This window comes from Desulfomicrobium escambiense DSM 10707, assembly GCF_000428825.1.
Lineage (GTDB): Bacteria > Desulfobacterota > Desulfovibrionia > Desulfovibrionales > Desulfomicrobiaceae > Desulfomicrobium > Desulfomicrobium escambiense.
The window spans coordinates 68,664-88,405 of sequence record NZ_AUAR01000003.1 but is presented as its reverse complement, the minus strand read 5'-3'; the positions used below and the strand labels follow the sequence as shown (position 1 = coordinate 88,405).

Annotated in this window: 16 protein-coding genes; 9 read left to right on the top strand and 7 right to left on the bottom strand. The window is 64.0% G+C overall.

Annotation, left to right across the window (positions count from 1 at the left end; genetic code table 11):
• The first annotated feature begins 15 nt into the window (after nt 1-15).
• Both ftsZ and G394_RS0103665 read left to right on the top strand, forming a co-directional pair.
• A complete protein-coding gene (gene ftsZ / locus G394_RS0103670) occupies nt 16-1,269 on the top strand; it encodes a cell division protein FtsZ (protein ID WP_028576502.1) in 1,254 nt (417 codons plus the stop codon).
• A 42-nt stretch (nt 1,270-1,311) separates the two neighbouring features.
• Entirely contained in the window at nt 1,312-2,970 is a 1,659-nt protein-coding gene (locus tag G394_RS0103665) for a radical SAM protein (protein ID WP_245578253.1), read from the top strand.
• Here the strand turns inward: G394_RS0103665 and G394_RS0103660 are convergent.
• On the bottom strand, nt 2,950-5,856 hold the full coding sequence (locus G394_RS0103660; RefSeq protein WP_169725524.1) for a ligand-binding sensor domain-containing diguanylate cyclase: 2,907 nt from the start codon (nt 5,854-5,856) through the stop codon (nt 2,950-2,952). The genes G394_RS0103665 and G394_RS0103660 overlap by 21 nt on opposite strands.
• A 191-nt stretch (nt 5,857-6,047) precedes the next feature.
• Between G394_RS0103660 and G394_RS0103655 the strand changes: the two genes are divergently transcribed.
• Nucleotides 6,048-8,552, top strand: a complete 2,505-nt coding sequence (locus G394_RS0103655; protein WP_169725523.1) for a TonB-dependent receptor plug domain-containing protein — start codon at nt 6,048-6,050, stop codon at nt 8,550-8,552.
• A gap of 142 nt (nt 8,553-8,694) precedes the next feature.
• Here G394_RS0103655 and G394_RS0103650 read toward each other — a convergent pair whose 3' ends face one another.
• The 4 genes from G394_RS0103650 to G394_RS0103635 are packed head-to-tail and all read right to left on the bottom strand — an operon-like array spanning nt 8,695 to nt 11,705.
• Nucleotides 8,695-9,612, bottom strand: coding sequence for an amino acid ABC transporter permease (locus G394_RS0103650; RefSeq protein ID WP_245578252.1), 918 nt, complete (start codon nt 9,610-9,612; stop codon nt 8,695-8,697).
• Entirely contained in the window at nt 9,609-10,415 is an 807-nt protein-coding gene (locus G394_RS0103645) for a transporter substrate-binding domain-containing protein (RefSeq protein ID WP_028576497.1), read from the bottom strand. Before G394_RS0103645 ends, G394_RS0103650 begins: the two co-directional genes overlap by 4 nt.
• A complete protein-coding gene (locus G394_RS0103640) occupies nt 10,403-11,224 on the bottom strand; it encodes an amino acid ABC transporter permease (RefSeq protein ID WP_051306922.1) in 822 nt (273 codons plus the stop codon). The genes G394_RS0103645 and G394_RS0103640 overlap by 13 nt, the downstream gene beginning before the upstream one ends.
• A gap of 40 nt (nt 11,225-11,264) precedes the next feature.
• Entirely contained in the window at nt 11,265-11,705 is a 441-nt protein-coding gene (locus G394_RS0103635) for a universal stress protein (protein ID WP_028576495.1), read from the bottom strand.
• Between the two features lie 305 nt (nt 11,706-12,010).
• Between G394_RS0103635 and pal the strand changes: the two genes are divergently transcribed.
• Nucleotides 12,011-12,517 (top strand): peptidoglycan-associated lipoprotein Pal, encoded by a 507-nt coding sequence (gene pal / locus G394_RS0103630; RefSeq protein WP_028576494.1) that lies wholly within the window; start codon nt 12,011-12,013, stop codon nt 12,515-12,517.
• Between the two features lie 419 nt (nt 12,518-12,936).
• Here the strand turns inward: pal and pspF are convergent, their stop codons facing one another.
• Entirely contained in the window at nt 12,937-13,953 is a 1,017-nt protein-coding gene (gene pspF / locus G394_RS0103625) for a phage shock protein operon transcriptional activator (RefSeq protein ID WP_156902411.1), read from the bottom strand.
• A gap of 171 nt (nt 13,954-14,124) precedes the next feature.
• Between pspF and G394_RS0103620 the strand changes: the two genes are divergently transcribed.
• The 4 genes from G394_RS0103620 (at nt 14,125) to G394_RS0103605 (ending at nt 16,110) form a co-directional block, all read left to right on the top strand.
• The gene (locus tag G394_RS0103620) at nt 14,125-14,784 is read left to right on the top strand and encodes a PspA/IM30 family protein (RefSeq protein WP_028576492.1); all 660 of its coding nucleotides are present in this window, start codon (nt 14,125-14,127) and stop codon (nt 14,782-14,784) included.
• A gap of 73 nt (nt 14,785-14,857) precedes the next feature.
• Nucleotides 14,858-15,079, top strand: a complete 222-nt coding sequence (locus tag G394_RS0103615) for a hypothetical protein (protein ID WP_051306921.1) — start codon at nt 14,858-14,860, stop codon at nt 15,077-15,079.
• Nucleotides 15,076-15,516 (top strand): envelope stress response membrane protein PspC, encoded by a 441-nt coding sequence (gene pspC, locus G394_RS0103610; protein WP_028576490.1) that lies wholly within the window; start codon nt 15,076-15,078, stop codon nt 15,514-15,516. Before G394_RS0103615 ends, pspC begins: the two co-directional genes overlap by 4 nt.
• A 24-nt stretch (nt 15,517-15,540) precedes the next feature.
• Nucleotides 15,541-16,110 (top strand): hypothetical protein, encoded by a 570-nt coding sequence (locus G394_RS0103605; RefSeq protein ID WP_028576489.1) that lies wholly within the window; start codon nt 15,541-15,543, stop codon nt 16,108-16,110.
• A gap of 106 nt (nt 16,111-16,216) precedes the next feature.
• Here the strand turns inward: G394_RS0103605 and G394_RS19960 are convergent, their stop codons facing one another.
• Nucleotides 16,217-17,893: a methyl-accepting chemotaxis protein gene (locus G394_RS19960; RefSeq protein WP_051306920.1), complete on the bottom strand. Its 1,677-nt coding sequence runs from the start codon at nt 17,891-17,893 to the stop codon at nt 16,217-16,219.
• Nucleotides 17,894-18,363: 470 nt separating this feature from the next.
• Between G394_RS19960 and G394_RS17815 the strand changes: the two genes are divergently transcribed.
• On the top strand, nt 18,364-19,695 hold the full coding sequence (locus tag G394_RS17815) for a hemolysin family protein (protein WP_043774657.1): 1,332 nt from the start codon (nt 18,364-18,366) through the stop codon (nt 19,693-19,695).
• Nucleotides 19,696-19,742: the final 47 nt, after the last annotated feature.

Genomic DNA, 19,742 nt, shown 5'->3' with positions numbered 1-19,742 from the left:
GTTTTAGGGGGAAGTATGGATTTCCTGGAAATCGAACGCGAAGACAATGCTTTGATCAAGGTCATCGGCGTGGGCGGAGGCGGCGGCAACGCGGTCAACAACATGATCAAGGCCGCCATGCAGGGCGTGACCTTCATCGCGGCCAACACGGACATGCAGGCACTGAAGCACTCCAAGGCCGAGTTCAAGATCCAGCTCGGCGACAAGCTGACCAAGGGCCTGGGCGCGGGCGCCAACCCCGACATGGGGCGCGACGCGGCGCTGGAGAGCCAGTCCCAGATCCGCGACGTGCTGGGCGATTGCGACATGGTCTTCGTCACCGCCGGCATGGGTGGCGGCACGGGTACCGGCGCGGCCCCGGTCATCGCCCAGGTGGCCAAGGACATGGGCGCCCTGACCGTGGCGGTCGTGACCAAACCGTTCTTTTTTGAAGGCAAGCGCCGCCAGCAGCAGGCCGAGCGGGGCATCAAGGAACTGCGCGACATCGTCGACAGCATCATCACCATCCCCAACGACCGCCTGCTGACCCTGGCCTCCAAGAAGGCCTCCTTCGTCGACATGCTGGGCAAGGCCGACGAGGTCCTCTTTCACGCCGTAAAGGGCATCTCCGACCTGATCATGGTGCCCGGCCTCATCAACCTCGACTTCGCCGACGTCAAGGCCGTCATGGAAGAGATGGGCCTGGCCATGATGGGCACGGGCATCGCCTCGGGCGACGGACGCGCCCGCGAGGCCGCATTGAAGGCCATCACCAGCCCGCTGCTGGAGGACGTGACCATCGACGGCGCCCGCGGCGTGCTGATGAACATCACCTGCGGCCCGGACCTGACCATCGAGGAAGTCAGCGAGGCGGCCAGCATCGTGCATGAAGCCGCCCACGAGGACGCCAAGATCTACTTCGGCACGGTCTTCGACATGGACTGCGTGGACGAGATGCGCATCACCGTCATCGCCACCGGCATCCAGGACGGCAACGTGCCGGTGGAGAAGGGTGGCAAGATTTCGGTCATCAGTCCCGCGCCCGCCGGAGGGCGGCAGTCCGCCGAAAGCGAGGGCCTGATCATCCGCCCGCGCACCCGCAAGATCTCGGTCAACGACGCCGCCGACCTGAGCGTCCCGACCTACATCCGCGCGGCCAGAAGCCAGCCCGGTGTCGAAGATCGCCGCCACGAGCCGCGCAAGATCGTCAACGGCGGCGATGACGCCGAGTTCCTGTTCGAGGAGGAGGAATTCGAGATTCCCTCCTTCATCCGCATGCAGGCCGACTAGGGTCCTCCCCGACCCGAGACGCCTGCGCGCCAGGAGGTGAGTGTGTCCGAGCTGTACTGCGGTCGTTCGTCCCCTCCGCTCAGGGATTGGGGCGGGCGGCTGCCCGTGGCCCTCGTGTTCCCCGAGGCCGCGGAGCACGGCCTCTCCACCCTGGGGTGGCAGGTTGTCTACAGGCTGCTCGCGGCAAACGAGCGGTTGGCCGTTGAGCGTTTCTTCTGGGATTCCACTTCCCCGAGGCCCAGGTCCGTCGACTCCGGACGCGATCTGGGCCTCTTCCCCCTTGTTCTCTTCAGCCTCAATTTCGAAGGCGACTTCCCCAATGCGCTCAAGCTGCTGCTGGATGCGGACATCCCCGTCCGCGCGGCGCAGCGCCCGTCCTGGCCGGTGGTCCTGGCGGGCGGCCCCGTGGCCTTTCTGAACCCATTTCCCATGCTGCCCGCCCTGGATGGACTTTTTGTCGGCGAAGCCGAAGCCGGCCTTGACGATGTCGTGGAGCGCATCGCCAGGACATGGATCGACGGCGGCGGGAAGGATTCCGTCCTGGATGCCATCGCGCCCCTGCCGGGAGTCCTGGTTCCGGGCAAAAGCCCGGAGCCCGTGCGGCGGGCCGTCGTCGGCTCATCGAACGTGCTGGGCCGTCCGGCCTTTTCCTGTTTCATCAGTTCCGAAGCCCAGTTCAGGGACATGCTGCTCTTGGAGGTCAACCGCGGGTGCCCGTACGGGTGCCGCTTCTGCGCGGCCGGGAGCATCTACAAGCCGCCCCGACACGCCGAGATGGCCGTGCTGCAGGACATTGTCGAACGCTGCGAACCGCACAAGGTCGGCCTCGTGGGCACGGCGCTCACGGACTGGCCGGACCTGCTCCCCTTCCTGCGCTGGCTGGCGGAGCGCAAGGTCAAATTCTCCCTGTCCTCCTTGCGGGCCGATGGCCTTACGGACGAGCTGCTCGGTTTCCTGCGGCACACCGGGACCCGCTCCGTGACCCTGGCCCTGGAGGGCGCGAGCCGCCGTCTGCGTCGGGCCATGAACAAGCACTTTTCCGAGGAGGCCTTCCTGGAGGCCGTGGCCCGCATCAGCCGCCTGCAGTTCGGGACGCTGAAACTCTACATGATCACGGGCTGGCCCGACGAGGGCGAGGAGGACTGGGCCGAGTTCGAGGAGTTCATGTCCTGCATAGACGCGGCGCGGAAGGCCGGCCAGGGCGCGCGCAAGAAGGGTGTGGAGCTTGTCTCCCTTTCGGTCAGCTGCCTGGTGCCCAAGGCCTGGACTCCCCTGCAGTGGGCCGACACGCCCGACGAAGACCGGCTCAAGGCCGCCATGAAGCGCTTCAAGGCGATCGTGGGGCGGCACAAGGGCATGCGCTTTGCCGGGGAAAATCCGGCCCAGGCCCGGGTGCAGATGTTTCTGGCCCGCGGCGGGGAGGAAATCTTCCCCTGCCTGGAACGCGCTGCGGAAATCGGCTTGCCAGCGGCCATGCGGGAACACGATGCCCTGGTCCACGACGTTTTGAGCCGCCACGTCGACCGCGATGCGGTTTTCCCGTGGGACCGGCTGGAGATCGGGGTGTCGCGGAAGTTTCTGTATTCGGAGTGGGTCAAGTACCGGCGCGGCATGGTCACGCCGCCATGCCCGCAGGACGGCTGTCAGGCCTGCGGGCTGTGCGGCATGGACGACTTCCTGTCACTGCCGCACGGGCGTTAGGGCCAGGCAGTGGTCCTTGTAGAAGACGCAGTTGCGGCCGTTGCGCTTGGCCTGGTAGAGGGCCTGGTCGGCCGAGAAGAGCCCCGAGTCGATGTGCAGGTCGCTTTGCGGACTGAAGGTCGAAATTCCGATGCTCAGGGTGATCCTGTCCGAGAGCGGTGATCCGGGGTAGGGGATGTCGGCCATGAAGATGGCGTCCTGAATTTTCTGGGCCACGCGCTCCGCCCCCGTCCTGTTCGTACTCGGCAGCACCACCACGAACTCCTCACCGCCGAACCTGGCCACGAAATCCTCTGGCCGCCTGAGGGTCGAACTCACGGTCTGCGCCACCCGTTTCAGAGCCTTGTCCCCCGCCTGATGACCGAAACGGTCGTTGAACCCCTTGAAGAAGTCGATGTCGATCATGAGCACGGAGATCTGATGGTTGCTGCGCTTGCAGCGGCTCTTTTCCGCGGCCAGCACCTCCTTGAACTTGCGCCTGTTGGGCACCTCGGTCAGGGGGTCCTGCATGACGAGGGTTTCGAGCATCTCCTTGCGGATCCGCGTTGTCTGCACGTGGGTGAACACGCGCGAGGCCGTGAGCAGGGCCAGGACGAAGGCCAGGGCGTACCCTGCCTTGGCCCAGGTGGTCATCCACCACGGCGCTCGGATGTCGATGCCTAGGGAAGAGATGTGCTCACCGTCGAATCCGTCTTTGACATGCAGGGTGTAGCGGCCGGGCTTGAGGTGGGCGTAGCTGACGGTTGTCTGGGAGCCGGCGTCGTTCCAGGCGGAATCCACGCCCTCCAGGAAGTAGAAGAAGCGGGGAGGCCGGAACGCGCTCGCTTCGGGCAGCGTGAAGGTGAAGGTCAGATAGTTCTGGTAATGGTCGACATCGAGGTGCTCGGGTATTCTGCCGAGCCGCGTCGCCGGCAGCGACGTGCCGAAAATGCGGACATCGGATATTTTCGGGGCGATTCGCGCGCTCCTGTCGATTCTTTGGGGGTCGATGAGCAGCAGCCCGTCGGAGTGCCCGTAGGCGAGGACCTGTCCGGCCACGAGCGCCGGGCCGGCGGAAATGCTGACGGACGGGTGGTCCGCGCCGAGCAGCACTTCTTCGCCCCGTTCCGAGCCCGGCGAAATCCTGTATACTTTTTCCTGGGTATGCAGCCAGATGGCGCCATCGGGGTTTCGCCACAGGGACAGGGCCATGGGGATCCGTTGCTGGGCTGCCGTAAGTATGGGCGTCAGACTGCCGGTGCGCATGTCGAAACGCATGACGTTCTTTGTCGTGGCGAGCCAGACCGTTGCAGGGTTTTCGACCAGGATGCCCTTGATGGTGGCATTGTCGGCCCAGGCTGCCGGGGGGACGTCAAGCCTGGTCCGCTTTCCGGACACCGTGTCGATGACGGTGACGTTTCGGCCGTGGCCAATCCAGACGCTGTCCTGGAAGCGTTGCAGGCAGGTGATCGACCCGCCTTCAAGATCCAGGTCCTCTGGATTTTCTTCAGAAGTGCCTGGTTTCCAAGAAAAAAGCTTGAATTTCGTGGCGAACCAGACGCGTCCGTCGCCCATGCAGGCCAGGTGTTCGATATCCTTGTCGGAGAAGCTGGCTTCGGGGTTGGGCTCGACCTGGAGGTTTTCCCTGGCGCCATCCGGCGCTATGCGCAGCACGGCGTTGTGCAGCCCGCAAACAAGCGAGCCGTCCGGGGCCCAGTCCATGGACTTGACCCTGGACTTTGCCAGGACCGTTTCGAATTCGATCTTCGATGAATAGTTCAGCCTGTTGAGCGTGACGGGGCCACTCGACCTGAAAATGCCTCCGCTCTTGGGGCTGACATACATCCTGGCGTCCCGAGCGGAGGTGACATGAATGATGTCGGAAAGCTCTGCGGGGGGTTGTCCTGCACCCCGGGCCTGCGCGGTCAGCTTTGTGATCCTGGCGCCGGGATGCGCCGTGTGACGCAGGACGCCCTGGTTGATGGTCCCGATCCAGAGGTTGCCGGACGACGTTTCCAGGATGGACATGATGTATTCGGGATTCTGGCGCGGTTGTCCCGGAAAAACGAATGGATGCCGGTAAAAACTCCTTTCCTTGGCCGCATAGCGGAACAGCCCCTTGTTGCTGCAAATCAGGACGTCGCCGTCCGAATCGACGAGAAGATCCTGGATATGATCCGCCGGGATTTCGGTCTCCCTGTGGAGTTCCGTCATGGGCGCATCGGCCGGAAGCGTCCACAGGCCGCGTTTCGAGACGCTGACCCAGAGGTTGCCGGCGTAATCGAAGCCGATCTTTTTTGCGGAATACTCTTCGTGTGAAGACAGGGGCACGAACGTGGCCGGTCCCTGGTTCCCGTTGAGTCGGAAGAGTCCCCGGTCCGTGGCCAGCCACATGTTGCGGTGGGCGTCTTCGGCTATATCCAGGATGGCCGGGCTGGTGTCCGCGGAAAAGCCAAGGCCCTGGACACGTTCAAACCTGCCGAAGGACGGCTCGTAGCGGTGGAGTGTAGAGGGCGCCTCCGCCCCCTGCTGGCCGGCTTTGGCGAGCCGGTCAGCGGTTCCGACCCACAGTGTCCCCCTCGAGTCCTCGTACATGGTGTGGGCGATGTCCGAGGTGAGGCCGTAGGTCGAGTTCGTCGCGCGATGCCAACGGGCGGTCTGTGTCTTCAGCGAATACGCGAGAACCCCTGAGTTGGTGCCCAGCCAGAGCGTGTCGCCGGAGTCGATATGCAGGGATCGGATGCGGGTGCCCCCGAGAATGTCCTCCAGGACGGGACGCACGAGATTGCCGTCATACACGTACAATCCGGGAAGGGCCGCGAGCCAGACATAGCCGTCGGAATCCTGCGCGGCGCCAATGACGGTGTTGAAACTGGCGCGTTTCGCGGACACATCGATTTGGTCCACGCCTAAGGGTATGTCCTCAAACGCGCCTGCGGCGATGGGCGAAATGATCAGGACGAGGGCAAAAATCAGGGTGCGCATTGCTATTGATATTTTGTATGACATTCGTAATTGTGAATTTTCTACTCATGCCTCAAGCAACAGGGCGTGTCGAGTGGCCAAATCCAGGCCCCCCCGGCCTCGTGGAGAAAAACGTGCGTAAAAAATTCGGTGCGGCACTTCTGGCGCTTTGGCTGCTTGCCGTGGCCGGACCTGTTGCAACCGCATTTTCCGAAGAGTCGCCCCTCCCGGTTCAGGGGGGGGGGACCGGAGCGGACAACGTGGAAGACCCCGACACGGAGGGGGGGCAGAATCGAACAGGTGATGTGGGCATTGTGTACAGGCTCGATGCGGTCAATGTCGTCGCGGACAGGCCCGTGGTCGGCAAATCGACCATCGAGGGGGTTGAACTGCAGTCCATGCCCTCGAGAACGGGCACCATCACGGAAGCCCTCAAGGTCCTGCCGAACGTGCAGTTTTCCAACGAGGAATCCGGTTCCTTGACCATGGGTGAGGTCAGGCCGCCGCGAGTCTCCATTTCCGGCGCCAAACCCTATGAGAACAACTTTCGTGTCGATGGCATGAGCGTCAGCAACACGTTCGATCCGTCCGGGATCGACAAGTACGGTGATGTCCCGAGCTGGACGAACCTGGACGTGGGCGGCGCGGACCAGACGTTTTTTCATGACGAACTCCTGCTTGATTCCGTGACGGTGTACACGAGCAACGTGCCGGTAAAATACGGCAATTTCATCGGCGGAGTCGTGGACGCCGAAACCAGACGGCCTCGTACGGACAGGTGGCACGCTCTTGTCGAGGGACGCCATACGCGCAGTGAATGGTTCGATCTCAGGGGGGTGGATGAGGATTCGGATTCGGCGGAGAATCAGCCCAAGTTCCGTATCCACAGTTTGCAGACGTCGGCCGACGGGCCGGTGACGGACAGTTTGTCCCTTTTGTTCGCCTATGCCAGAAGATGGTCGGACATCCCGTTGCGATACGAAGAGGCTGACGGGTACAGCGAACGCTCCCAGCATCGCACGAGCGAGAATTTTTTCGCCAAGGCGCTCCTGGAGCCCGCGTCGGATCTGACGATCACGCTGGACGCAACCTACGCCCCGTATTCCGAGGCCCGGTGGAGACCGTCATGGCTCGACAGCGACTGGGCGATGGGGAACGAAGCCTTGCGTCTGGGCGGCTCGGCCAAGGTGCGTGCGGACTGGGGCACCCTGACCGGGCGGGTCGCATATGCGCAGAGCGGGTTCAGCCGCGACTCCAAGAGCAACGTCTGGTACAGCGACGGGCTGACGAACGAGAAGCGCGGAGGGGTGGGGGATGGCACCTCCCGGGACCGCAATCTGGATGCGGGCCTGGAACTCGAACTGCCGGAACTGGCCACTGGCGATGTTTTTTGGCGCCTATCGACAGGAGTTGACGTCGCCAACGTGACGACGAACCTGTGGAACGAGGCCGCCCGAGTCGAAGGATTGACCGCGAAGACCGCGACGGTCATCGACTATTTCGAGTATAACCAAGAAAATACGCTCAACACCGTCGGGTGCTATCTCCAGGCCGAAGTTGAATGGGGGCGGCTGACCCTCACTCCTGGCCTGCGGCTCGACTACGACGATTTCTCGTTCAACAGGAACTTCGCTCCCCGTTTCAAGGCGGAACTCGACACGATGGGCGACGGGACCCTGACCCTGGTGGCCGGAGCCAGCCGCTATTACGGCGGCCAGTTGAGGGCCTACGCATTTGACCGCTACAGGCCGAACTACACCACGTCGACCAACCGCGTTACGGGCATCCAGCGCCTTGTCGTCGGCAATGACCGGAACTACGAGGCCAGGGGGCTGGATACCCCCCATTCGGATGAGCTCATGGGCGGATTCGGCGGCATGGCGGCAGGATTCGACTACTCGCTTGAACTGGTGCACCGCGATCACCGGGATCAGCTGGTCAGTAAGACAGAAGACAAGGAGACCTACCAGCTGACCAATGACGGCAAGAGCACGTATGACGGCATAACCGCCAGCCTGTCCCGGGCGTTCGAAACGGAGCGCTTTGGCACGCATACGGTGACACTCGGCGCCACAAAGTCACGGTTGAAGACGTTCGATGGCGCGTACGACGGCGACACGAATGTCAATCTGATCTCTGGCGGCTATCCGTACGATTACGACAGGGTCTACTACGAAGGCCAGCTTATCGCCCGTAGCGACCTGCCGGCGGATGATTTCAATGCGCCGCTGGTCGTGACGCTGGACTGGCTCGGCAGCTTCTACGACGAGCGCCTGCGCCTCAACTGCGTTTCCCGGTGGCGGGATTCCACAACCGGGTTGGTGGCCGACAAGCGCGTCGCGGCAGACACGCCCTACGGGACCACGGCGTCCAAGCCGACGACCGAGAGTTCCCAGTGGCTCAACGCCGATGGCGGTTACAACCAGGCCTACAGGGGGGGCGTCATATCCGGCGGACTTATCACGGATGTCTCCCTGGAGTTCGATGTCCTCAAGGAAGAGCTCCTGACCGTGAGCTTACTGCTTGATGTGTACAACGTCTTCAGTGCGGATCCGCACACGGGTGTCGCCGATGCGGCGGGCCTGCAGGGGTTCGTGAGCGGGCGCGGGTACTACGCCGGCGTCCGCTGCGAATTCTAGGCGGCCGTTCAGAACGCGTTCTGGACGGCCGCCGGTCGGTTCATCCTCATGGGCAGCAGAGGGGCTTTGATCGCTTGCCTTACATCCGGGCGGGTTTTGGACTGCCGCCGTTCTTCGCCAACCCATGAGCGAGGGGTGGCGATCAGACCGTGTATCTTCTTTGCAGGCGCTGTTCCAGACGGGTTGCGGCCAGGGAGCAGGAGAAGGTCAGGGCGAAGTACAGCAGGGCCACGCAGGTCCAGACCTCCATGGTCAGGTAGGTCGTGGCCATGAGCTGCATGCCCTGGAAGGTCAGTTCCTGGATGGAGATGACCGAGACGATGGCCGAGTCCTTGATGGTGGAGATGATCTGGCCGGCCAGGGGCGGGATCATGTTCCGCACGGCCTGGGGCATGATGATGAACAGCAGCAGTTGCGGGCGCGGGAAACCCAGGGCGCGCCCCGCCTCCCACTGTCCCGCGCCGACCGAGGACACGCCGCCGCGCACGATTTCCGCGACGTAGGCGCCTTCGTAGAGCCCCAGGGTGAACGCCGCCGTGACGAACGCGTCGACCTGATCGATGCGCCCGACGAGCACGCCGGCGATGGCCTTGACCCACTCCGGGGCCGTGCGCAGGGCGTCCTGCAAGCCGATGGCCGGGGCGATCCGGTCGGCCAGGAAGAAATAGCACAGGAAGACGAGCACCAGGGGCGGCAGGTTGCGGCACAGTTCGACATAGGTGCCGCCCACCAGACGCAGGTACAGGCTGGGGCTTGTTCGGGCCATGCCGGCCCACACGCCCAGGAACAGGGCGATGACGGCGGACCAGCATGTCAGACGGATGGTCGTGAACACGCCTTGGAGCAGCAGGCCCGGACGTCCGTCCTCCCGCAGCAGGTAGTGCCCGAGCACGTGCCATTCCCAGGCCGCGCCGCCGAGGGCCTGCACCCGCCAGACTACAAACGCCAGACCTGCCGTCAGCAGCCCCAGCAAAACGAAATCAAGCCGGTTCAGGCCCGGCCGGCGGCGCCCCCCCGAGCGGGGCGCGCCTGCGGAATCCGGGCGCGTTGCTGGCCTCACTTGATCTGCGCTTCCCAGTCCACGGTCTTGAACCAGTAGTCATAGCGTTCGGCCAGCCAGCCCTCGGACTCGGCCACCAGAATCCAGTTGTTCAGGAAGTTCAGGAAGTCGGCGTCGCCCTTGCGCACGGCGAAGCCGATGGGTTCCTTGGTGAACGTATCCCCGGCCAGGGGCAGGTAGAGCTTGTCCTTGTTGCGGATGGCCTGCTGTTCCGGGAAGGGGGCCGAGGCGACCATGGCGTGGGCCCGGCCGTTCAGGACCTCCTGCAGGGCCTGGGCCTCGTCGTCGAACATGCGTACCGTAGCCCTGGGCATGTGCTTCTTGGCCGCGGCTACGGACGTGGCGCCGGTCTTGGCGGCCAGGACGATCTCGGGCTTATCGAAGTCGGCCAGGGCGGACAGCCCCGGCGCGGCCGCCGTGCTGGCGACCATGGACATGCCCGAAAACTCGTAGGGGTTGCTGAAGTTGACCTTGAGGTTGCGGGCCGGCTGGATGCCCATGCCGCCGATGATGATGTCGAACTTTCCGGTCAGCAGCGACGGGATGATGCCCGACCACTTGGTGGGCACGAACTCGACCTGCACGCCCATGTCCGCGGCCAGGCGCCGGGCGACGTCGATCTCGAAGCCGATGTACTCGCCGTTCTTGTCCTTCATGGCCCAGGGCACGAAGGTGTCGAAGCCCACGCGCAGTACCCCGCGCTCAAGGGCCTGGTCGAGTACGCTTTTTTCTGCGGCCCGCCCGTCTGCGGGAAACGTTCCGAGAATCAGGCTGCACAGCAGTATAAGGATCATTCTGTACATGAGTCCTCCAGATGGGGTGTAGGTGACTGCCTTTCCAGAAGTCTGGCCAGCGACGACAGGATGCCGGTGAAAAGCAGGTAAATGGCGGCAACGACGAACCAGATCTCAAAGCTGAGAAAGGTTTCGGCCACAATGGCCTGGCCTTGCATGGTCAGGTCGTAGATGGCGATGGTCGAGACCAGGGCGGAGTCTTTGATCAGGGACACGCCCTGGCTGGTCAGCGGCGGCAGGATGTTGCGCAGGGCCTGGGGCAGGATGACCTGGCGGTAGATGGCGCCCCTGGTCATGCCCAGGCTCAGGGCGCCTTCCCACTGCCCGCGCGGGATGGCGAGGATGCCGGCGCGGATGATCTCGGAGGCGTAGGCCCCCTCGAACAGCGACAGGGCCAGCACCGCCGAGGCCATGCGACCGAGGCCCACGGCCGGGGCGAGGACGAAGTAGATGAAGAAGATCTGGACCAGCAGGGGCGTGTTGCGGATCAGTTCCAGGTAGACGCGGGCCAGGGCCCGGCCGACCAGGGAGCCGGACAGGCGCAGCAGCGCCGTGCCCAGGGCGAGGACCGCGGCGCCGGCTAGGCCCAGGCCCGAGACCAGCAGCGTGACGCCCGCCCCCTGCAGCAGCGGTCCGGGGCTCCCGTCGGGCAGCAGGATGAACCGCGGGACACGGTACCACTGCCAGTTATAGCCCATGGTTTCCGCGCCGCCGAGTACGGCCCAGGCCACGCCGAGCATGGTCAGGACATACGCGCAGACGGCGCAGGGCGTGCCGCAGCGGCAGCGCAGGCGGGAGAGCGGAGAGCCGGTGTCCATGGAAAAGGGGCCCTGCGGCCCGAAGGCCGCAGGGTGGAAATCATTCGGGGCGCAGGGTCATGACCGGCACGGGGGATGTCTTGACCACCTTCTCGGCCACGGAGCCGAAAAGGAGACGGTTCAGGCCCTGCCGGCCATGGGTGGCCATGATGATGATGTCCGCCTTGTCCGCTTCCGCAAGGTTGACGATGGCCTCGGCCGCGTCGCCGCTGACGACCTTGCCCGTGGCGCTGACGCCCTCGAAGTGCTTGGCCACGAAGTCCCCCATGGTCTTCTCCGCGCCGCTGACGATGTCGCCGACGAGCTGCGGCAGGGACGCCGCGGGCAGGTCGAAGATCTCGTACTGGATCATGGACGGCGCCACGTAGACCACGAGGACGTCGGCGCCGAACTTGAGGGCGAACTCGCGGGCCGTCCTGGCGATGGCCGCGCTGGCGTCCGAAAAATCCACAGGGCAGAGAATTCTCTTGAACATGCTCATGGCTCTACCTCCCGGTAATTATTTCATTTGTGTGTATGGTCTGTTCCATGCACAGAAATTACCACAGCTGAAAATCATTGCAAGGATGAGCTGCCGAAAACACGGCGAGCCCTCATTGCCGGGCAGTTTGTCCATCTCCCCCGCCCGACTGGCCCGGGTCGTGCGCCTGCGGGCCATCCCGGACAAAAAAATGCGGCAACCATGCAGATTCCATCTATTCAACGAAAAAGAAATAGTGTACTTTCCCACGCATCGATTTATTCCATTCTCACAATTTAAACTGTTTTTGCAAAAAGGGGAATCTCATGAGGAAGTTGACTGTACTGTTGATGCTGGTGTTTGCGCTGGCCATGGCCGGCGGTTGTGCGAAGAAAGTTGCCTCCACCCCGGCGGGCACCACCGCCTCCGGCGCCGGCGAAGGTTCCGCCGCCGCTCCGAGCGGCGTGAATGACGCCCAGCTCAAGGCCATCGACAAGATCGGCGCCGACCGCATCTATTTCGCCTTCGACAAGAGCGATCTGACCGAGGAATCCCGCCAGATCCTGACCGAGAAGTCCGAACTGCTGAAGTCTTTCCCGGCCCTGTCCCTGCTGGTCGAAGGCCACTGCGACGAGCGCGGCACCAACGAATACAACATGGCTCTCGGCGAGCGCCGCGCCCGCGCTGCCTATGACTACCTGGTCATGATGGGCATCGAGCCCACCAGGCTGACCATCATGAGCTTCGGCGAAGAGCGTCCCGCTGTCGCCGGTGCCAACGAAGAAGCCTGGGCCAAGAACAGACGCTGCGAGTTCAAGGCTACCGCCAACTAGTTCCCGCTGTTTCCGGCCAGGTTCTTCGATCCCGGCCGGAATGCCAGGACGAGTTTCAAACCGCCCCCTCATGGGGGCGGTTTTTTTTTGGCAACCGGGTCGCGCGTCCATGGGCTTGTGCGTCGCGACAGGTCGGCTTTTGGACTCGTTCAGTTGGGATGGCTCATCGTGGACGCCAGTCATTGCGAGAAGTCGTCGACGCGGCAATCCAGTTTTTCACTGTTTTTTGGTTGAAATTTCGCTGCAAGCCGAAGATGGATCTCGCGCGTTGCCCGACCAGGCCGCGCTGCGCTCGCGATGACGGTGACGGGACTCCTGTGGGGATGTCCCGTGCTCAACGGTCAGCGACGTCAGTGTGCTCGGGTGATAGCCTGTGCGCTCTCGCCTGATGAGCATTTTGGGTCCGGCGGCGCGGGCGGTCACAGCGTATCCCTGAGTCTGCGGAACAAGCCCCGGAACTGGTGGTAGGTCAGCCCGAGAAGTTCCGCGGCGCGTTTCTGGTTGTGACGGCTGCGTTCCAGCGCGGTGCGTAGGTAGGATGCCTCGACCTCGCGCAGGGCCTCCGGCAACGGCAGGCCAAGGTCTGCAAGGCGCGGCTCGTTGCCGGCGGCGTGATCCGGGGGCGTCGGCAACGGCCTGTGCGCCGTTGCCCTGGTGCCCGAACCGAACGGGTTGAAGTCCACATCGGTCACTGCCATGTCTTCGGCCCGGTAGACGGCCCGCTCCACCACGTTGCGCAACTCCCGCACATTTCCCGGCCAGGCATGGCGCAGCAGCGCCGCCATGGCCTCGTCCGAGAAGACGGGGCGCTCCGGCAGGCCCAGGTTCACGGCCATGCGCGTGGCGAAGTGTCCGGCCAGCAGTTCCACGTCCCCCTCGCGCTCGCGCAGGGGCGGGATGGTCAGGACCTCGAAGCTCAGCCGGTCCAGCAGGTCCTCCTTGAATTTCCCCTCCCTGGCCAACGCCGGCAGGTCGGCGTTGGTCGCGCCGATCAGGCGGACGCTGACCTCGACGGGCGCGCCGCCGCCCACGCGGTCGAAGGTTCCGTATTCCGCTACGCGCAGTATCTTTTCCTGGGCCTCCATGGACAGGTTGGCGATCTCGTCCAGAAAGAGGGTGCCGCCGTCGGCGTTCTCGAAGCGTCCCTTGCGCCTGGACACGGCGCCTGTGAAGGCCCCGGCCTCGTGCCCAAACAGTTCGGAGTCCAGGAGCGAGCCGGCCAGGGCCGCGCAGTTGAGCGTCACGAGGGGGGCCTGCCAGCGCGGCGACAGGTAGTGCAGCCGCGCCGCGGCGAGTTCCTTGCCGGTCCCGCGCTCCCCGATGATGAGAACGGGCCGGTCCACGCGCGCGACCTTGGACAGGCGTTCCTGGAAGTGCAGGAACGCGTCGGATTGTCCGAGGGCTTCCAGAGGCGGATGTCTCAATATGGTACTCATGACCATATGATGGCTTATTTAGCCAAATTTTGCAATAAATCGCCGCTCGTCCTTGCGGATGATTCTCCGGAGTAACGTGATTCCAGGGTGTTGCGAATAAGCCGGCCATGGCACGAGCCATGCTCAGTCAGATGCGATCGAAGACAGCAACTGGCATCATGGGAGGACGAGATGAGCATTTTCACCCGGTTCAAGGATATCGTCAGCGCGAACATCAATTCCATGCTGGACAGGGCCGAAGAGCCCGAAAAGATGATCCGGCTGATGATCCAGGAGATGGAGGAAACCCTTGTGGATTTGAAGGCCTCCTGCGCCGGCCTCATGGCCGATCAGAAGCGCATCGTGCGCGAGCAGGATCAGGCTCGCACCGGCGTCGGTCTCTGGGATGGGCGGGCCCGCCTGGCCATGGACCGGGGCCGCGAGGATCTGGCCCGCGAGGCCCTGGCCGAAAAGCTCGCGGCCGAGCGCGCCTGCGACGGCTTGGAGCGCGAAGTGGAACGCTTTTCCGTGCTCATCGAGCAGGCCCGCGAGGATATCGATCTTCTGGAGGCCAAGCTCGAATCGGCCAAGGAGCGGCAGCGCAGCCTGGCCAAGCGCGTGGTCCGCGCCGATCAGCGCCTGAAGGCCCGCGCCAACGCCACCCGCGCGCAGTCCGCCGGGGTGCTCATGCGCTTCGACCAGTTCGAGCAGCGCATCGAGCGCATGGAGGCCGAGGCCGAGCTGGCGGCGCCGCGCCGCGGGCGCGATCTGGAACAGGCGTTCGCGCTGCTCGAAGGCGGGGACGAGATCGAGGAGCAGCTGGCGGCCATGCGCTCCTCCAGACAGAAATGACGGTTCGTGAAAATGTGTTTGGCTCGGGCGGCGGCTTCGGCTACGCATGAACGAACACCCAAGGAGTACGCGCATGGAACATCTCTTGAGCTTTTTCGTCATCCTCATGGCGGCTGGCCTGCTGCTGATCGGCGCGGTGATCTTCGGGATCATCCGTCTGTTCACGCGCACTGGCCGCGAAGGGGGCGAAAGCGAGGCGCAGATGATCCAGGAGATGTATCAGGGCCTGGCGCGCATGGAAGAGCGCATCGAGACCCTTGAGACGATCCTGCTGGAGAAGGAGAAGCAGTCATGAAGGCATACGGATACGGAGGCCGCCGCATGGGCCGCGAGAGGGGCTTCGGCTCGCGCTGGCGTCGGCCCATCGAGGAACGGCGCAGGCTGTACCGCGCGCGCGACGGGATGTTTTTGGGCGTGTGTTCGGGGCTTGCCAGGCAGTTCGACCTGTCGGTGGGACTCCTGCGCGCCATCGTGGTCGTCCTGTTCCTCATCACGGGCATCTGGCCCGTCGGGCTCTTGTACCTCATCGCGGCCCTGGTTATGAAGATGGAGCCCGTGGTGCCCATCCGCAACACCGACGAGCAGGAATTCTACGATTCCTATTCCACCTCCAGAACCGGCGCCCTGGAGCGCATCAAACGCAAGTTCGAGAGCCTGGACCGGAGGCTTCGGCGCATGGAAGACGTGGTCACCAGCCGCGATTTCCAGTGGGAGCGCCGCATGCGGAGCTGAGCATCGTTCAACACCGGAGGAAGCATGAAGGAGACACCCCGCCAAGGCGGCCCGTTGCAGGAATACAACATCTCCCACCGACATGGCGGTGCGGGCTGGCCGAGACGTCTGCTCGCCGGCGCGCTCATCGTCGCCTGCGTGGGCGTTGCGGCCGTGTCTTGGGACGATTCCGGGGAGCCGATGGCTGCTTCAGGCGGCCAGGCGGAACGCGGTCAACCCGTTCCACGCATCGTGCCTGAAGCTGCGCTGGGCGCTTTTTCGCAGGCCGTGTCCGAGTCCTGGTCTTGGGGTGAACGTGCCTCCGGGGCGAGCCGGACAGGCCTGGACGGCTTGATCGTCCTGGCCGCAGCCGACCCGGAAAAGGATGCGAAGCTCGAAGGCTGGCGCGAGGACGGTATCCGCATGGCTGCCGAGCTGACCGGTATCCCCGAAGCCTTCTTTCGCTGGCTGCAGGACAAGGGCGTGCCTGTCGGGGAGTTCATGCGCTTTCTCATGCCGTTTCTGGAATGGCTCGAAATGGTCGAGCCGCACAACGGGACCGGGCCCACCCCGAAGCCCCAGCCGCAGGACAAGCCCCAGGAAACGGCCGTCTGATCCCGCTTGGGTCTCGCTCGACAGGAATTTCTTGTTGCGGACACGCATGACGCCGCGTCCAGTCATTGTATGACCGGACGCGGCGTACGTTTTTTGAGCCCGCTGCCTAGATGGTGAAGCGTGCGACCATTTCGCGCAATTGCGCCGCCAGCCTGGTCAGATTCGCCAGGTTGTCCTGGACCTGCGAGCAGCCGCAGCGGATGTCGGAGGCGACGGCGTCCACCGCGGCAATGTCCGCGGCGATCTCGCCCGAGGCGGCCGACATGTTCGCCGTGCGCTTGTTGGCGTCCCGGACCCCGCCCGTTGCCTCGGCGATGTTCGTGGCCAGTTCGCGGGTCACGGCCGACTGTTCGTCGATGGACGCCGCGATGGACACCACGAAGCTGTTCACGTCGTCGATGATCCGCACGATGCCCTCGATGTTGGCCACGGCGCTGCCCGTCGCGCCCTGGATCGACTCGATCTTGGCCCTGATGTCGTCCGTGGCCTGCGCGGCCTGGCGGGCCAGTTCCTTGATCTCGTTGGCGACCACGGCAAAACCTTTGCCGGCGTCGCCGGCCCGGGCCGCCTCGATGGTGGCGTTCAGCGCCAGCAGGTTGGTCTGGCTGGAGATGTCGGCGATGGTCGCCGTGACCTTGCCGATTTCGTCGGCCGAAGCGCCGAGCTCCCGCAGCACCCTGGCGAAACTTTCGACCTGGGCGGAGGCGCTATCGGTCGTCACGCGGGCCCGTTCGGAGTTTGCCGCGATCTCGGCGATGGTCGAGGTCATCTCTTCGGTGGCGCCGGCCACGGAGGCTAGGTTGGTCGATGTCTGTTCCATGCTCGCGGCCACGGACACGGTGCCGGCGTTCATTTCACGGGCCGCGGCCGTCACGGCCGTCGTATTGTCGGACAGAACGTGGATGCCGGAGGTGGTCTGGGCGGCAAAGGCGGAGAAGTTCTCCACGGAGGCGGCGAGGGTCTGCATCCCTTCCTGCATGTTGCGCAGCAGACCCCGGGTATTGGCTATCATGGACCCGTAGGCCCGCCCCAAGTCGCCGATCTCGTCCATGCGTGCCAGGAGCGTGTCCGGGACGTCCCGGGAAAAATCCCCCTGGGCGAGGTGGCCCGTGAAATCCACGCAGTCGGCGATGGGCCGGACCATTCTCCTGGCGAAAAAGATGATGCCGGGGATCATGGCTGCCGTGATGATGGCGAAACACAGGGCCATGTGCCAAAGCAGGGTCATGGACATGGCCCGGACGCTCCCGGCGGAGATGTCCACGCCGAGGACGGCGTCCAGCCTGCCGTCCGGGGTCTTGATGGGCGCGTAGGCGCTCAGGAACGTCCCCCACTGGTCTTCGTAGAAGTCCTTTTCCACCTCCGGCGCGGCAAGGCTCTGGGCCGCCTGCTCCATGAGGGGGGTGGGGTCGTCGTAGACGTCGCCCAGGTGGGATTTTTCCTCCTCGTCGGCATCGACGACGAAGACGATGGACCCGTCGGCGCTGCGCCTGAACGTGTAGACGAACTGGATGTCCGAGCTGTTGGCCTTGATGCCGCGGAGCGTATCGGCGATCCGGGCGTAGGCCTCGCCCTGTTCGTCCTCCGGCGCGAGAAGCCGGGCGTGCTCTTCGGCCGGGATGCTCATGGCGCCCAGGGCGGCATAGTCGCGGACACGGGTCCGTATGCTTTCTATCTGCTGTTTCCTGGCGGTGTCGTATGACAGTAGGACAAGAAGCGCCGACCCGAAGAGCCACAGAAGGAACACAACAAGGATGAGTTTGGTTCTGATTTTCATGTTCATGAGTTTGCCGGTTGTGCGCTGAATGATGTTGCTGAAAGAGGTGTTGTTTTCGCCGGGAGCATTTTCGCTGGTTGTGTATTGGTAATGATGATCGTTTTGCGGCGCAATGACGTAAAATGTGATGCGTTATCGTTCAGCGCTGCATGATGATCGATATGGGAAATTAATTTTGCGATGTGTACACGAGCGAAAATCCGCACACAAGAGATTTGTTGAGAAATGCCCGCTGTATTGCATGCGGTGTGCGAGCGTCGTTCGCGACGTCGCATCGCGTGAACCGGGCCGAGGTGCTGTGACGCCGGGGCCCGTGTGAGACGTTTCGCCGGATGCGGGCCCGTGAGCGCCGTCGCGGCCCGGCAATGCCGTCCGTGCGGTGGGGTGCGTCTTGCCTCGAAATCCGGGAGAGGTCATATGTAGGGTTGCGGCGCCCACGAGGGGCGGTTCAAGCACTGCAACAGTGAGGCTGACGAATGTCCGTTCTCGTTTTCGAAATATGCTTTATCGTCCTGCTGATCGGGATCAACGGGGTCTTCTCCATGTCCGAGATCGCCGTGCTGACGGCCCGGCGGCACCAGCTCAAGAAGGAGGCCAGGAGGGGAAGCGCCAGGGCGGCCATGGTCCTCGAACTGGCCGGACACCCCGAGGGCTTCATGTCGGCGGTCCAGGTGGGCATCACGCTTATCGGCATTCTGACGGGCGTGTTCAGCGGCGCGACGATTTCGGAGCTTCTCGCGGCGCGCATCGCCGGGGCCGCCGGCCTGTCCACGGAAATGGCCGAAGGCGTGGCCGTTTTCGTCACGGTTTCGGCCATCACCTATCTGACGCTCATCTTCGGGGAGCTTCTGCCCAAGCGGATCGCCCTCTTTTCCCCGAACGCGTCGGCCAAGGCCATCGCCCCGGTCATCAGGGTCGTGCAGATTGCGGCCAGGCCCGTCGTGGCCGTCATCTCGCACAATGTCCGGGCCCTGAGCCGGCTGTTCGGGATTCGCGACGACGGGCACGCGTTCACGGACGACGACGTCCGCTCCGTCATCGACGAGGCGCGGGTGCGCGGCGTCATCGAGGCGCAGGAGAAGGACATGCTCCACCGCGTCATGCGCTTCGCGGACCTGCGGGTGTCGGCCGTCATGACCCACCGCTCGCGCATCGTGCACCTCGACCTGAACGACGGGACGGAGAAGAACGGGGATGTCATGCGCGAGGCCAACCACTCGTACTACCCTGTGGTCGACGGCTCCCCGGACAATTTGGCCGGTTTCGTCGCCGTGAAGGATCTCTACGGGTGCGGAGCCGACGCGGAGGGCCTGCGCAGCGCATTGCAGGAGCCGATCTTCATCCAGGAGTCATTCCCGGCCCTGTCCCTCCTCCGGAGCTTCAAGGAAACCGGCAACAGGATCGCCATCGTCATCGACGAGTACGGGGACATCCAGGGGCTCGTCACGCCCACGGACATCCTCGAATCCCTGGTGGGAGAGATCCGGGACGACCCCCTGGATCACCCCGAAATCCTGGAGCGCGAGGACGGCTCATATCTCGTCGATGCCCACGCGCCGCTCTACGACGTCTTCGACAGGCTCGGCCTCGACGTGCACGGGGACCGGGCAGTTCAGTCCTTCAACACCGTCAGCGGCTTCATGCTCCACCACCTCGACGGGGTCCCGGTCGAAGCCGATTCCTTCATCCACAAGGGCTTCCGCTTCGAGATCGTGGACATGGACGGGCAGCGGATCGACAAGATCCTGGTTTCGAAAGTCCCTGCCGAGCCGCTCGGGGACACGGGGGAAAACACCGGGCGGGAATGACCGCGGCGGGGCTCCCCCTGCGGCTCCCGCGGGTTGACGGACTGAAG

Coding starts and splice junctions, on each gene's coding strand:
- G394_RS0103635 (WP_028576495.1), bottom strand. CDS start 11,705: ATGAGCATGTTCAAGAGAATTCTCTGCCCTGTGGATTTTTCGGACGCC.
- pal (WP_028576494.1), top strand. CDS start 12,011: ATGAGGAAGTTGACTGTACTGTTGATGCTGGTGTTTGCGCTGGCCATG.
- ftsZ (WP_028576502.1), top strand. CDS start 16: ATGGATTTCCTGGAAATCGAACGCGAAGACAATGCTTTGATCAAGGTC.
- G394_RS0103605 (WP_028576489.1), top strand. CDS start 15,541: ATGAAGGAGACACCCCGCCAAGGCGGCCCGTTGCAGGAATACAACATC.
- G394_RS0103615 (WP_051306921.1), top strand. CDS start 14,858: ATGGAACATCTCTTGAGCTTTTTCGTCATCCTCATGGCGGCTGGCCTG.
- pspF (WP_156902411.1), bottom strand. CDS start 13,953: ATGAGTACCATATTGAGACATCCGCCTCTGGAAGCCCTCGGACAATCC.
- G394_RS0103645 (WP_028576497.1), bottom strand. CDS start 10,415: ATGTACAGAATGATCCTTATACTGCTGTGCAGCCTGATTCTCGGAACG.
- G394_RS17815 (WP_043774657.1), top strand. CDS start 18,364: ATGTCCGTTCTCGTTTTCGAAATATGCTTTATCGTCCTGCTGATCGGG.
- G394_RS0103640 (WP_051306922.1), bottom strand. CDS start 11,224: ATGGACACCGGCTCTCCGCTCTCCCGCCTGCGCTGCCGCTGCGGCACG.
- G394_RS19960 (WP_051306920.1), bottom strand. CDS start 17,893: ATGAACATGAAAATCAGAACCAAACTCATCCTTGTTGTGTTCCTTCTG.
- pspC (WP_028576490.1), top strand. CDS start 15,076: ATGAAGGCATACGGATACGGAGGCCGCCGCATGGGCCGCGAGAGGGGC.
- G394_RS0103620 (WP_028576492.1), top strand. CDS start 14,125: ATGAGCATTTTCACCCGGTTCAAGGATATCGTCAGCGCGAACATCAAT.